General features: G+C 32.4%; 12 protein-coding genes and 2 pseudogenes. 9 read left to right on the top strand and 5 right to left on the bottom strand.

What is annotated here, in order from left to right:
• The first annotated feature begins 29 nt into the window (after positions 1 to 29).
• The 3 genes and pseudogenes from P618_RS04025 to P618_RS04015 form a co-directional block, all read left to right on the top strand.
• Positions 30 to 623 (top strand): class I SAM-dependent methyltransferase, encoded by a 594-nt coding sequence (locus P618_RS04025; protein ID WP_021827762.1) that lies wholly within the window; start codon positions 30 to 32, stop codon positions 621 to 623.
• Positions 610 to 1,440, top strand: a complete 831-nt coding sequence (locus P618_RS04020) for a glycosyltransferase family 25 protein (protein WP_021827761.1) — start codon at positions 610 to 612, stop codon at positions 1,438 to 1,440. The genes P618_RS04025 and P618_RS04020 overlap by 14 nt, the downstream gene beginning before the upstream one ends.
• Positions 1,441 to 2,314: 874 nt before the next feature.
• A pseudogene (locus P618_RS04015) lies at positions 2,315 to 3,215 on the top strand (DDE-type integrase/transposase/recombinase); the annotation flags it as partial.
• Between the two features lie 136 nt (positions 3,216 to 3,351).
• Here P618_RS04015 and P618_RS04010 read toward each other — a convergent pair.
• Positions 3,352 to 6,207 carry a hypothetical protein gene (locus P618_RS04010; RefSeq protein WP_021827757.1) on the bottom strand — a complete coding sequence of 952 codons (2,856 nt, stop codon included), beginning with the start codon at positions 6,205 to 6,207 and terminating at the stop codon, positions 3,352 to 3,354.
• A gap of 96 nt (positions 6,208 to 6,303) precedes the next feature.
• On the opposite strand from P618_RS04010, the gene P618_RS04005 reads away from it, so the two are divergent.
• Entirely contained in the window at positions 6,304 to 7,224 is a 921-nt protein-coding gene (locus P618_RS04005) for an ABC transporter permease (protein ID WP_021827756.1), read from the top strand.
• Positions 7,225 to 8,359: 1,135 nt separating this feature from the next.
• A complete protein-coding gene (locus P618_RS09390) occupies positions 8,360 to 8,479 on the top strand; it encodes a transposase (RefSeq protein ID WP_162147078.1) in 120 nt (39 codons plus the stop codon).
• A 730-nt stretch (positions 8,480 to 9,209) separates the two neighbouring features.
• Here the strand turns inward: P618_RS09390 and P618_RS07915 are convergent.
• Complete coding sequence (locus P618_RS07915) at positions 9,210 to 9,356, bottom strand: hypothetical protein (protein WP_021827754.1); 147 nt, start codon at positions 9,354 to 9,356, stop codon at positions 9,210 to 9,212.
• 379 nt (positions 9,357 to 9,735) lie between these two features.
• Positions 9,736 to 10,416, bottom strand: a complete 681-nt coding sequence (locus P618_RS03995) for a hypothetical protein (protein ID WP_156919000.1) — start codon at positions 10,414 to 10,416, stop codon at positions 9,736 to 9,738.
• Positions 10,417 to 11,255: 839 nt separating this feature from the next.
• On the opposite strand from P618_RS03995, the gene P618_RS03990 reads away from it, so the two are divergent.
• Positions 11,256 to 11,537, top strand: a complete 282-nt coding sequence (locus tag P618_RS03990) for a hypothetical protein (RefSeq protein ID WP_021827752.1) — start codon at positions 11,256 to 11,258, stop codon at positions 11,535 to 11,537.
• A gap of 374 nt (positions 11,538 to 11,911) precedes the next feature.
• Here the strand turns inward: P618_RS03990 and P618_RS07910 are convergent, their stop codons facing one another.
• On the bottom strand, positions 11,912 to 12,070 hold the full coding sequence (locus P618_RS07910) for a hypothetical protein (protein ID WP_021827751.1): 159 nt from the start codon (positions 12,068 to 12,070) through the stop codon (positions 11,912 to 11,914).
• Positions 12,071 to 12,124: 54 nt separating this feature from the next.
• On the opposite strand from P618_RS07910, the gene P618_RS03985 reads away from it, so the two are divergent.
• Both P618_RS03985 and P618_RS09385 read left to right on the top strand, forming a co-directional pair.
• On the top strand, positions 12,125 to 12,310 hold the full coding sequence (locus P618_RS03985) for a hypothetical protein (RefSeq protein ID WP_156918999.1): 186 nt from the start codon (positions 12,125 to 12,127) through the stop codon (positions 12,308 to 12,310).
• Positions 12,311 to 12,344: 34 nt separating this feature from the next.
• Positions 12,345 to 12,422 (top strand): transposase, encoded by a 78-nt coding sequence (locus P618_RS09385; RefSeq protein ID WP_420805324.1) that lies wholly within the window; start codon positions 12,345 to 12,347, stop codon positions 12,420 to 12,422.
• 221 nt (positions 12,423 to 12,643) lie between these two features.
• Here P618_RS09385 and P618_RS03980 read toward each other — a convergent pair whose 3' ends face one another.
• Positions 12,644 to 13,927 carry a sodium:proton antiporter gene (locus P618_RS03980; protein WP_021827749.1) on the bottom strand — a complete coding sequence of 428 codons (1,284 nt, stop codon included), beginning with the start codon at positions 13,925 to 13,927 and terminating at the stop codon, positions 12,644 to 12,646.
• A gap of 318 nt (positions 13,928 to 14,245) precedes the next feature.
• Here P618_RS03980 and P618_RS08865 point away from each other — a divergent pair.
• Positions 14,246 to 14,368: pseudogene (locus tag P618_RS08865) on the top strand (IS701 family transposase); the annotation flags it as partial.
• Between the last annotated feature and the right edge of the window lie 31 nt (positions 14,369 to 14,399).

Raw genomic sequence — 14,399 nt, 5'->3', positions numbered from 1 at the left:
ACAAATGAGCAATTAGCATATGTATTATTTTGTTTAAAATATTTAAAAAATCAGATTGGGAAGAACGATGGTTCTTTCTTCGTCGTTGGATGGCAAACCCAAAACAGCTAGGAGCACTTTTTCCAAGTTCTCGAGCGTTAGCCAGGGCAATGGCAAAGTGTGCGTTAGAAGGCTTGAATTCTCAAGAAAAAATTTTGGAATTAGGCGCAGGTACGGGACGCTTTACTCAGGCATTGATTGAAGCAGGAATTCCTGAGCATCGCTTAATTTGTATCGAAATTGATCCAAATTTAGGAATGTATCTGAAAAAAAAATTTCCTAAAGCAAAAATAGTTTTGGGAAATGCGTGCGCTTTAGAAGAAGCTTTAAAAGCAGAGCAACTAAGTATGAATATCGGGGTCGTTGTTTCAGGTTTACCTATGCTGAATTTTCCAGATTTGGTACAAAAAGAAATTTTAAGGGGATGTTTTAAGGTCCTAAAATCAAAGGGGCAATTTTTACAATTTACTTACAGTCCATTTACCTCTATCAGAAGTCAGTGTTTTCCTTTAGAAAAAACACGAAAATGTTGGGTTTTTAATAATTTTCCTCCAGCCACGATTTGGTCTTATGTCTTGGAATGACGAAAAGTCTTTAAAAGGGATCTTATCAGGTGTTGTTCTGAATTTATCATGTAATTCTCGACGTTATAAAGAATTTATGTCGTACGCTGTTGAGTTGCCTTTTAAAATTGATCGATTAGAAGCCCAGGATGGAAACATGCTTTCCAGCCCAGTTCAAGAGGCTCTGGTCGATAGTCGCGTGTATGCTCGACATTACGCAGGAAAGTTTCCGAGCTCGGGAACGATTGGGTGCTATTTAACTCATCGTTTTGCTTGGGAGTACATGATAAAGCAGGAATTACCCTGGATGATTGTTTTTGAAGATGATATTCTGTTTTGTCCTAAAAAATTGTCCCAAGCTGTGTTCGGAATCTTGGATAAATATAAAAATCATGTGGATATTTGTAGTTTTGCTTTGCGTGGAAACGGAATACCTTTAAGTGTTGGATCCGTTTTAGAACATAACCTGTGTGTGTACGGTCGGGAAGTATACTGTGCCGGAGCATATTTATTAAATTTAAAAAGTGCACAACAATTATTAAAATACAGCCTTCCCATGCAGTTTCAGCTAGATGATTATTATACACAAACGTGGAGATGGAATTTAGTATTTACCGGATTAGAGCCTAGAATAGCTCATCATCATGATCACGGAGAATCAGATATTAAGGCAAGAGGGGGGCGTCAATTTCGAAAAATACATTATTCTTCTAAAATTCTTCAAATTTTATCCTACGGTGTTTCTTGCTGTATTAGCGCTATATTAAGAGAATTTTTAAATCTACGTCGTTTTAAATCTGCATTATCAAATTACGTCAAATTTTACTTTAATTTATAGGTTTTCCTTATTAAAAGTGTATCACAGTCAATACAAGCAGTTATGCGGGGAATGGGTATATCAAGTAAAGTGGAGTAACGGACCAAAAAAATCCCTCCATGTCTATGATTCATAAAGATTAGAAAAAATTTCAGGACATGAGAGCGTCTTTTTGGAGTAAGCATAGTCCAATTTGATATCAGGCTTCAAAAAAGAGCAAATCATTTTAGAATAAAATCTTCTTGAGGTTTTTAGAAATATTTTGATTGTCGAAAGTCATGTGATTTCCAGATTTTTGCAAGATTCATGTGGAGAAATGATGATTTTGGCATGATTGAAAAACAAAACTTTTATCATTGGGGAAAAAGCGTCACACAAAAAAATTTGTGAAGGTTTTGAAAATACGCCCCCGAATTATAGAACTTTTTTTGTATTAAATTAAGTTGAGATTTATAGCTAAAGCCGTATCAAAAGATGAAACTATATTTAAGAAACAATACAATACTCATGAATCCGAGATTTTCGAAAGAAAGTAATAGTGCGCGTAAATAACAGGTAGTATTTACCGTAGCGCATCGATAAAGTTTGAAATTTCCTTAAATACTATGATGAATGGGGACAAGAAGTATACATCACAGGGGCAGTATTTATCAAAAAAAGTAGTGGTAAGAAAGGAAGAATTAGAGCACCAAATGTTGCACCTTATGTAAATGTATCAGAAATGGGGAAATATTTTGGGATGAGTGCTTTTGGTGCATTAATACTACCTTCGTAAATTAAGGATATATAGTAATTTAGCTTAAAAACGGGACAAGGAGATGCTTTTGTTTAGTCTCAGAGAATTCTGGTGTATTTTATGAAGACCACACCGTATGGAAAAAAGCTTATAGGATAACTATTACATGAAAATGCCAGAACAACAGAAAGTCACCCGTAGAGAGATTCGTAATAGTCAAGAGAGCATAGCAAAATCAGCTGCAAGGTTTAATGTTAATCCAAAAACGATCATAAAATGGAGGAAGAGGGAATATACAAAAAATCTTCCGATGGGGATGTGCCTAAGAAGATCAAATCTAGCGTGCAAAGTTGATGAAGAAGCAATTGTCACTTTTCGTAAGATGACGGAATTACCTTTAGATGATGAGTTATATAGCCTGAAAGGAACAATCTTAGCATCCAGTTTTCGTAGATGTTTACAGCGCCATAGTTGTTCTGTTTACCTAAAAAACACGGCATAATTTTTTGCTGATAAAAAGAAATTATAAGCAATATCCTGTTGATTAATTTTCATATAGATATAAAAGACGTGAGAACAGCTGAAGGCAAGACGTATCTGTACGTTGCAATGGATAAGACATCTAAGTTTGCCTATGCAACGCTTCATAAAAACCAAACTAAGATGAGTGCTGCTGAGTTCTTACGTCATCTTATAAAGGCTGTGCCCTATAGAATACATAAAATTCTCGCTGATAATGGCAGTCAATCACCATAAACATGCATTTACGCATATATTTCAGCGTGTCTGTAATAAAAATAACAGTGAGCATCGAAAGATCAATGGACAGATAGAACGGATGAATAAAACTCTAAAAGAAGCACCTGTGAATAATTTTGATTATGCATCTCATGATCAGCTAAAACAGCATCTGCATGCTTATCTCATGGCTTATTTTACCAAAAAACTGCAAGCTATTAAAGGAAAAACGCCTTGGCAACTTATTTTAAACCAGTGGATAATTTATCCTCAATATTTTACAATTAATCCTAACCAGCTTCTTATTGGGACTAAATATTAAGGCTCGTGGTAGAAGTTATGGTAGACTGTGCGCTTTTTTAGAAATTTTTTTAAGCGCAACCCTCTACTTAATTTGCTATATCTCTTTTTCTAAAATTGATCTTTATGCAGTAGCTCCAATAAGAAGAATATTTTTATCATTCGATTTGAGGGATTTTATTTTTTATGTATGCATCAAGAGTTTTTGAGAAATTTTCTGCATAGCTTGTTCCTTTTTTTTCTTTTATTATTTTAAGAATTCTATTTGAAAATTTTTCTTGATCAACTAAAGAGAGCGCTTCTAAAAGCAATTTTTGTGTTTTTTGTTCTTTTGTGAATCGCACTTTCTTTGTTTCATAAGCAGGAGCTGAAGTAATATCAACAAACTGATCTTCTAAAGCCATTTTTTCTAAAATTTCTATCTTTAAATCTCCAGAAATAATTGTAATAAGCTTTAATGTTTGGTCAATTTCAATTTTTCTTACATAATTTTTTAAAAAATTAGGCGCCCAAAGATTTGTAAAATGACGCAATTCAGGAATTTCTAATAAATTATGTTGAAGTATTTGATTGACTAAGAATTCAAAATAGAAAATATTCATTTTAGTGAGATTATTTAAACAATCTTGAAATTTGTTATTTTTTAATAAAAGAATAATAAATTTATCAAAGTTATTTTTTTGTATCTTTATTCCAAAAATTTTTTGAATAAGTGGTAAAAAATTTTTATTTCTAGATCGTAACATAAAAAGCACTAAAGGAGTAGCTTCTTGATTTTTCAATTCTTCTATATTTAACGCGTTGATTATCGCTTCAACCGGTTTAGATTCAATGTTATGTCTAGCATTTAAAATTCCCTGTATGATGTAGAAAAAATTTTCCCCCGCCAGTAGATTGATTTTTGATAAATCTATCTTTTCTAACCATTTTTGAGCTATTTTTTGCTCAGACTCCAAAAGAAAACATACGACTTGGACAAAAGTTTTACTCTTTAATAAATTAATTTTAGAAAAATCTAATATTTTTAATATCTGTTTAGAGGCTTCTTGCTTAGATTCTAAACTCGTCCAGACAATTTGAGAAAAATCCTGTGCTTTTAATTCATTAATTTTTGAAAAATTGACCTCTGTTTTTAAGACTTGTTTTGAAATTTCTTTATTAGATTCTAAAAATACGCATACTATTTGAGTAAAATCCTGATCTTCAAAAGTATTTATTTTAGAAAAATTTAATTTTTTAAGAATTTTTTGAGCAATTTTTTGCTTTGAATCTAACAATGCTTGCGTTACTCGCACAAAATAATTCCCATCTAATTCATTTATTTTAGATAAATTTACGGTTTCCAAAATATGTAGAGCGATTTTTTGCTCAGATTCTAAAAGCATTTCTATCATTTGCGTAAACTCAAGGCTATTTAATGTATTGATCTTTGATAAATCTATTGTTTTCAGAATGTGTTGAGTAATCTCATATCTAGATTCTATAAGAGCTTGTAGCGTCTTAGCAAAATATTGCCCCTCTAATGAATTAATTTTAGAAAAATTTAACATATTAATAATTTGTGGAGCAATTCTTTGCTTAGAATATAAAATCGCTTGTACTACTTTTGAAAAATGTTTCTGTTCTAATGCATTAATTTTAGAAAAATTCACACGTTGCGCAATATTTTGATTAGATCGTAGCGCAATATCTTGATGAGAGGATAAAATGGCTTCTACAACTATTGCAAAATTTTTATTTTCTAACGAATTGATTTTAGATAAGTTTATTGTTTGTAAAATTTCTGAGGGAATCTTTTGATGAGAGCGTAAAAGAGCTTGCAAAATTCTTGCATAATTCCAATCCTCTAATCGATTGATTTTATAGAAATTTAATTTTTCAAAAATTTTTAAAGGCACAGGTTGATCCAATTTTAAAAATCCCTGTATGATTCGAGAAAAACTCCATTCTTCTAGTGTATTAATTTTGGATAAATCTAATTTTTCTAAGACGTTTACGTCGATTTCTTGATGAAAATACAAAATTGCTTGAACTACCCGCGCGAAATATTCTGGTTTTAATTTATTAATTTTTGAAAAATTTAGTTGTTCTAAAAGCTTTAAGGCTGTGGCTTGACAAGATCTTGAAATTGCTTCTATAACCAGAGTAAACATCTCTTCCTCTAATTCATTAATTTTGGACACATCCAACATTTCCAAAATTTTTGAAACGACTTTCTGTTTAGAATTCAAGAGAGCTTTTAAAAGTTTAGCAAAATTTTCGCTTTTGAATTGCGTGTTGCTCGGAAAAGCTAATTTTTGTATAATCTGTGAAGCATTTTCTTTCTGAAAATTCAAAATGATCCACATAATTTGATTAAAATCTAAGCTTTCTACGATTTTAGGTAAATCTAATATTTCTAAATCGTTTGGATCAACTTTTTCGTTAGAAACAAAAAAATTACTCACAACTTTACTAAATTCTTGGTGTCTCAGCTTATTAACTTGCAATAATAGCTTTTCCTGTGTTTCTTGAGGGTGATCAAAAAATTTGAATTTTTTTGATAGCAAATCGAACAAAAGACGACCATACCCATCTAAAAATTGCATATCTGAAACCCATTGCAGAGAAAGGTTAACCGAATTTTTTATCTCTTCTTTTTTTAAAGGTTCAAAGGTTTGAGAAAAAATTTTTTTATAAATTAAATTTTCAACAAAATGCGCTATATTTCTATCTAACCGAGTTGATCTTAAAACCCATTTTTTAAAAAAATCTTGAACTAGAGGCATGTCTTTTGCATTTTTCATCATCTCTTCTAAGATTTTTAAAAGATCAGAGCGACTCAATCGTCCCGCTTCATTTTTTAAAGCTAAAATAACGCTCGTTACGTCTTCTTCTAATTTCCAATTCACATTAAGCAATTTTTTTTTTATCTCTTCGCTTTTTGCGTTTTCATTAAATTGAAAATTAACAGCTTGACCGCCTAGCATAAGTAATAACCATAAAAATATGTTTAATTTAAGTTTTAATTTCATCAACGACCTTAGTAAATTGCTTCTGATCTATTGTACTATTTTAAGAAATTTGCTATTCTTTTCAAGATAGTATTATTGTAAAAATAGTTTTTTTAAGTGTTCAATCAAATTATCAATATTTTTCACTATATTAGTCATAAATGGCGTTCGTTTTGGGTTATGATTCCTTATGGTTGGTTTGGAATGTTTTTGATTATCCCTATCTCGATATTGATCATTATTAGCATTTCTGAGCCTAAAATTGATACACCTCCTTTTACTCCTTTACTTCGTTACACAGAAAATTATGGTATTGAGATTAGGTTGTTTTTTGTTAACTATTACAGAGTCCTTTCACAGGCACTCTACCGAAAAGCATACTTTACTTCTTTGTACCTTGCATTTTCTTCTACGGTTATTTCTCTTTTGTTGGGATACCCTATGGCTTATGTCATTACTCGATTTTCTAAGCCCTGGCGTGTGTTTTTACTTATTTTGGTTGCATTGCCCTTCTTGTCTTCATTTTTAGTGCGGATGTGTGCTTGGACCAATATTCTTTCAACGCACGGATTTATTAATTTCATTTTATGGAAATATTTAGGTATTGGTCCTTTTCGATGTATTCATAATCAAGGTGCTGTTTTATTGGGGATCGTATATTCTTATCTGACGTTTATGATTTTTCCGCTTTACATTACGTTAGAAAAAATTGATGCCACAATGTTAGAAGCATCTTATACCTTGGGATGTCGTCCTTGGAGAGCTTTTTGGAAGATTATTCTCCCTCTTTCAACTCCCGGGATATTAGCAGGGTCTAGCTTAGTATTTATTCCTGCTGTTGGAGAATATATAATTCCGGAAATTTTGGGTGGAAAACAGTGTATTACGATCGGGAGATTGCTATGGTACGAATTTTTTGTTAATCATGATTGGCCAGCTGCTTGCGCACTAGCTCTTGTGATGATGAGTTTTTTGTTGATTCCTATTGTTGCTTTCGAAAAATTGCAAAAAAAAGTAGAAAGAAGTTTAGATACATAGAGTTCAGGTATATGAGGCTTGGATTTTCAAGGAGTTATAATGTGAGTAGGCACGTTTAAGAAGATAAATAATATCAGGTATTTAGATTCACGGATCAAAAAAATTTTCTTTGATAAAATCTGAGAGTCTTTATTTTAGGCTCTGTCCACATTGCAAATTGTCTACAAAATAAATTTTCACACGATCCAAAAAATCAAAAACACCTATGTATCATGGGATTCCACGAGTTAATAACTAAGCAGTAGCAAAAAAATAGAGGGCATATTTTTTAAAAACATGATAAACAGAGTAAATTGAATTGAGTTTTGCGAATATAAGTAAAGCCTGGAACTTGTAATGGAAGGGAGCTGTTCTTAATTGTATAATTTTAGAACTTTCTTCTAAAAACCACACTTGTCTTCGTAATTCTTGACTTAATTTGCTACATACGATTTGAGCGTTTTTTCTAGACATAACTTGCCTTTACGTAAACGTCAATTTAGGTAGTGTAGTCGCGAAATAATATCAATACAGAAATTTAGCTTAAAAACGGGACAAGAAGATACTATTTTAAGAGAAAATGACAAAGAAACAATACATCTTAGATCTAAGGAAACGAGTAATAGAATATATTAAATTTTGTAACACTCAAAACACGACATCTAAGAAGTAGCGCAAGTAGGTGGTGGATCAGGTACCAAGAAGCAGGGGGCATTAGAGCCATAAAGGGAAAAATAGACTTAGAGAAGCTAAGGGCTTATGTTAAGGGCCAATGAAGATAAAAAAATCAGCAGAGACAGCAAAACTATTTAATGCTAGTATGTATTTCTGTGTATCGGCGGTTAAAGAAGCTAGGCTTTAGCTATAAAAAAACTTTACCTACTTACAAGCGAGCCAAGAAAAATGAAAGCGATATAAAGAAACTATAAAAGGCATATCGTCGAAAAGTCTTGTATATATTGATGAAAGCGGTATTGAGATGACTATTTGTGCAGAACGCAGAATGTGAAAAAAGTTTGTTGCCAAAAAGAGCGGTAAATATTATCGCTGGGTATGTGAATCATAAATCGATAGTATCGAGGGTATTTAATGGTTATTGTCATACAAAATTATTTGAAGCTTGGGTAAAAAGTTATAGAATCAGAACCTGGGCAAATTGGATAATGCTGCATTTCATAGATCACAAAGAACGAAAAAGTTGATCGAATCTGTAGGTTGTCAACTCATCTTTTTACCGTCATACTCACCCGATTTGAATCCAATAGAGAAATTTTAGGCTAATATGAAAAGATGGGTTGAGAACTAAATTAACCAATTTGATAAACTTTACGAAGCTATTGCCGAATTCTTTCAAATCCTGTTTTTGTGCTAAATTACTATATTATGCGTAAAGATAGTATTTCGGTACATGCGTATTTTTTATTTCAAACAGAGGGGAAAATTAATGAAGTAATATTCCATAATGTATACAAGACTATCGATCACGTCTTTTTTAGCTTCATAAAGTGCAACAGATTTGATTTATAAAATCTTCAAGAATTAATTTTTTGAGATCAAGTGTAAAAAATATCACTTTGTCATAAAAAGAAAAGAATATTGATCATAGAGCATTTTTCCGAACTATTCATTAAACAAAAATGATTTTTGTATTTTTGTTAAAAACCCGTTGCAAGAAAGATAAATCAAACTCCCCATTATTTAACAATTGTGAACAAAAATCAAAGAAATTATGAGAGTTTTCACCTAAAGGTAGATAGCTGTGTTTTTTTGATAGTGATTAAAGATTTTTGGTGTCGTAAGCGCAGACCAAAGCTTAATTGATCTGTATACCATAGATTCCTTCTTGGAAACTATTTTAGTAGATCTTATCATGCGTCCTAGGTGATGTCTTGTATTACTACGATCTTGCTCTATGCATACAGGCCTGATTTTCCAATACTATAGCGGTTTTTTGGTAAAGACTTTAGAAAAAGCATCCCAGTCATCAGTATAAAATGTGCAATTTTTCAGATGTTTGACTTTTTCATAAAATCGTTTGAACGTTGCTGAATCACGATTCCCTGCAACTCAGGTAACAGTTCTTCGTGTGCTATGATCAACGGATTTGATAATCCAGAATTTTTGACTTTTTTTGGAAAAATGCCACATTTCATTGAATTCCACTGCTTGAATGTGACCTGAAACCTCAGATTCTTGTATTTTTTCTATCTCTGCCCTCACCCCCTGTATATAATAGAAGGAGAATGATGCTTTAGCTAAAGAGTATAAAATGACGCATAAGGCTTTTTTGACAGCCGTTTTCCTTTTGCCCCTCTTGTCACCTTCAACAAAGGTATAACCTCATTCCTTACACTTATAGCTCTGAACCTTTCGTACTATACCGTTCATTATGCAGTTTTCGGAATTACACTTCTTGCAATATATTGCTGATGACCTTAATACGAAAATATACTCGTATTTTGACATAAATCTATCTAAACGTCAAAATTCTCGAAATTATAATCATTCTCACTTTTTCAAAAAAATTAAAAATCACCACGCAGTATAATTTCTAAGATCAGAAACAGACAATTCGAGTAATGTTTGACATCTTTCATAACTATTGCCAGAGTCACACAATTTATCTTTTTTTCTCAAAATTTCATCCAAAAGTATATCAGGAAGAGTCGTTTTATAAAAGTTCCCATACTTCGAGTCATGAGTCGTTTGTAATCTTGTTTGATTTGAAGCCAATTCTTCCTGTTTTGGGGATGAGTTGTTTTTTTTCTTATTGTGACCAAATTGATTCTGTGAGTCCCTTTTTTGTTTGTAAAATTCAACCCATTCTTTATCAAAGTTCTGATAATACGTTAAAACGTTTTTAATGATATCGAAAATAAGCTCTGTAAGTGTACTTTTTTCATTCACAGATAGATTTATCGGGTAAATAATTGGAAGATAAGGGTAAACAACAGGACGTATACTTTTGTACTGTTCTGAAAGGTCAGTTATTTTTGCATTTTTGTCAAAATTTTTAGACTGAGTATTTTGAAAATCATCAAAAGAGGGGTAAAAAACAGGATGTATACTTTTGTACTGTTCTAAAAGGTCAGTTGTTTTTGCGGCCTCCTTGTTAAGTTTGTCCATAAAATAAACGACCTTATTCAATATTGTGTTCTTTAAATCGTTAACAGCAGGAGTCGTTTTAGCGCTTTGATAAAAAAAAGAATACATCCCCAAACACGTTATAATTATTTTTTTACAATTTTTCATATTTTTTGATTAAATTTTTTATAAGAATAATTATAAAACTAAAATTTAAAAAAAAATAAAATTATCAAAGCACAAAAAAGCGATGCATGTAAGGTGCTTCGTTTCAACAAGCAAAGTAAGTGTTTAGTCCCAATAAGAAGTGCTTAGAATCAATTGTAAAATAATTGAGGATAAATTATCCACTGGTTTAAAATAAGTTGCCAAGGCGTTTTCCCATTAATAGCTTGCAGTCTTTTGGCAAAGTTATAAGCCATAAGATAAGCATGCAGATGCTGTTTGAGCTGATCCCATGAGATGCATAATAAAAATTATTCACAGTTGCTTCTTTTAAAGCTCTATTCATCCGTTCTATCTGTCCATTGGTCTTTCGATGCTTACTGTTATTTTCATTACAGACACGCTGAAATATGCGTAACTGCATGTTTATGGTGATTATGATGAATAAATGGACTGCCCTTATCGGTGAGGACTTTATGTATTCTATAGGGCGCAGCATTTATAAGATGACGTAAGAACTTAGCAGCACTCATCTTAGTTTGGGTTTTATGAAGCTCTACATAGGAAAACTTAGATGTCCTATCCTTTGCAACGTACAAATACACCTTGCCTTTGCAACGTACAAATACACCTTGCCTTTGCAACGTACAAATACACCTTGCCTTCAACTGTTCTCGCGTCTTCTATTCTATGTGAATAACCAATAGGATATTGCTTAAATTTTTTTATCAGCAAGAAATTCAGCAAGAAATTATGCCTTGTTTTTTAGGTAAAACAGAACAACCATGGCGCTGTAAACATCTATGAAGACGGAATCTGCTAAGTTTTTAGTTTCACATTCTTATGGTATAACCTATAAGGAACTAAAAGAGGATAATGTATGGGAAGTATACTGCATGAAAATGCCAAGACGAAGCTTTGAGTCCGAAAAGAAATACAAAACTCTGTACAGAGCGTCGCTAAAAATAGCAAAGCGTCTGGGCCTTAGTTTTGAAGTAAAAAATCCGGTTGTGTTGAAGATAAACGCTCTGGACCTGAGCAGCCAAAGCGTTTTATCTAAAACAGAAGCAAGAGATTGTGTGTGAATTCAGGCGCGTTTCTAAGCTTCCGCTTGATGATGTTTATAGCGCTTTGAAAGAGAAGATTTTTAATTTCATGGGCTCTAATCTGCATTGATGCCTTAAAAGAAATGGTCTAGATGTCTTACCCAAAAAAGAAGTGTTGACTCCTGAAAAAAAGAAATTTATCCCTTTGGATTTGTTCATATTTACAGTACAGAAGTTCTCACAAATCAAGGGAAAAGCTACCTTTTTGTAGGCCATTGAGCGAGCCACAAAGTACGTTTATGTCGAACTGCATTCAAAGATGTCGGTTAACGAGTCAAGTGCATTTTTGAAAAATCTGATCGCCCATTGTTCTTTTAAAATAACGAAAATTCTCACAGACAATGGGGTGCAATTTACCTATGAACTGTTTGCGCAACACCTGAGGCCAAAAAACAAAACGCATCGCCTTTGATGTGATGTGAAAGGAGCATAACATTGAACACAGGCTCACCAAATTCAAGCATCCTTGAACCAACGCTCAGGTCGAAATCAGCAACAGAATCCTCAAACACTACACAATAAAAGCGTATTTTTACAAAAATCTTGATGAGCTAAAGCGCCATATGATGACTTGTGTGCTTTATTATAATCATCAAAGAAAGCTGAAATCATTGAAGTATCAGCTCCCCTTTGATATTATCATGTTAGAACTTGAACGTAACAATTCAAATTTTAATCATAATCCAAACCACATGTTGTGGGGATTAAACAATTACGAAATTAGAACTTGGGAAAATTGTAATAATGGATAATGTTGCATTTCATAGCTCATAAAGAACGAAAAAGTTGATCAAATTTGTAGATTGTCAACTCATCTTTTTACCGTCATACTCACCCGATTTGAATCCAATAGAGAAATTTTAGGCTAATATGAAAAGATGGGTTAAGAACTAAATTAACTAGTTTGATAAACTTTACAAGGCTATTTTTCGCATTTTTTCAAATCTTATTTTTGTGCTAAATTACTCTATATATAACCTTAAATTGAATATTTTTTCGGAAATCGTGAACATGAACACCAGTTTTGAAAAAAGAAAAGGAAAATTTTTTTAAAAAACAAACTGAGACTTGTGCATCTTGTCCACTTAACTTATAGAAATATTTGGTATTAATTGAATTAAAACAAATAAAATAGGAAATAATATTAAAAACGACCATTTCATATAATCAGCGTAAGAAGGCATAAGCACTCCGTGATGTTCTGCAATACTTTTTACTAATAAATTTGGTGCATTACCAAGGTAAGTCATAGCTCCCATCATGACCGTTCCAAAAGCAACATGCTTCAGTTCGTTTGTCGTAATTTTTTGAAACCCTCCGGCGATTTCTACGCACAGCATATAAGTGGGGGCATTGTCCAAAAAAGAAGAAAACATTCCTGAAACCCAGAAAAGTATTTTTGGTTTTCCTTTAATTTGAAGAAAAGCGCGAACTTGTGCAGTGCTTAGCCATTGAATTACGGGAACGACACACATAAAAAGTCCAAAAAATGTCCAACTTAATTCTTTTAAAATATCAGATGAAAAACAAAGTAATTTTTTTTTGCGCTGAATTCCATAAAAAACTAAACTTAAGAACGAGATTCTGTATATATCTGAACTATGAATCAACATGTTTCCTGAACATAATTTCCAAGTTTGTGTACTGTACTTCTGGATCAATACTACTCCAAAAGTTAAAAATACCAGAGCAAAAACGCATTTTACCCCTTTAATTTGAACAGAGAAAGATGAAAAATCTTTCGTTAAAGATTCGCGGTTATACATTTTTTTATCTATTAAGTAATACACCCCAAGCAATGCGGAAGAGACATATATACCCGCTAAGGTCAAATGCTTAGTTGCCCATAAAAACGGAACTCCTTTTAAAAATCCAAGAAGAAGAGGTGGGTCTCCCAAAGAGGAAAAAATCCCTCCCACATTTGCTACACAAAAAATTAAAAAAATCATTGTGTGTGTTTTATATCGACGCTGAACATTCAGCTGAAGAAGTGCGTGCCCCCAAATAACACACGCTCCTGTCGTTCCTAATACGGCTGCAGTTATCGTTCCTAAAAAAAGACTTAACGTGTTCCACTTAGGTGAAGGATGTGCCAAAATTTTAACATGAATTCCGCATGAAAGACCGTATAAGCATCCTAAAAACAAAATGAAAGGAAGATATTCTGAACAAAAACTATCAACAAAATATAATGTGAATTTTTGATCCAATAAAGAAGAGCCGATAACAGATGATCCGATTAAACCCAAAATATACTTTTTATGATAACACTCCCAGTGATGTTTGGCCCATTGAGGTAAAATGACCATAAACGCCAGTAATATAAAAAAAGGTAAACTGATTCCAACCCAGTGCAAAAAGTTATGCACACTTAACCCACTAAAGATCGCTTATCAAAGAAAAGAATATAGATTTTTTTTTATTGTAAATACCCATCAATAAAAAAATGTTCTATTGAGTCGTATTGTTCAGGTATCTAAGTGTTTGGTCCCAATAAGAAGTGGTTAGGATCAATTGTAAAATAATTGAGGATAAATTATCCACTGGTTTAAAATAAGTTGCCAAGGCGTTTTCCCATTAATAGCTTGCAGTCTTTTGGCAAAGTTATAAGCTGATGTTACGCAGCAATAGTTGATTTCTGCTTGAAATAATCATATTTTTCGTCCGTAAGTTTTTAAGGACAAAAAATGAAACTGGATCTTCTTGATATGTATAGCAACTATTTGATAAGTCAAAATCACTATGCAACATCGACTGGTTTAGCCAATATGTTTCAAGGCGAAATTAGCCATGATCAAATGACTCGTCATTGACGTTCAAAAAATTACAGCTCTTCAAATT

It is taken from the genome of Holospora obtusa F1, from assembly GCF_000469665.2.
Taxonomy (GTDB): Bacteria; Pseudomonadota; Alphaproteobacteria; order Holosporales; family Holosporaceae; genus Holospora; species Holospora obtusa.
This window is presented reverse-complemented; position numbering and strand designations above follow the sequence as displayed.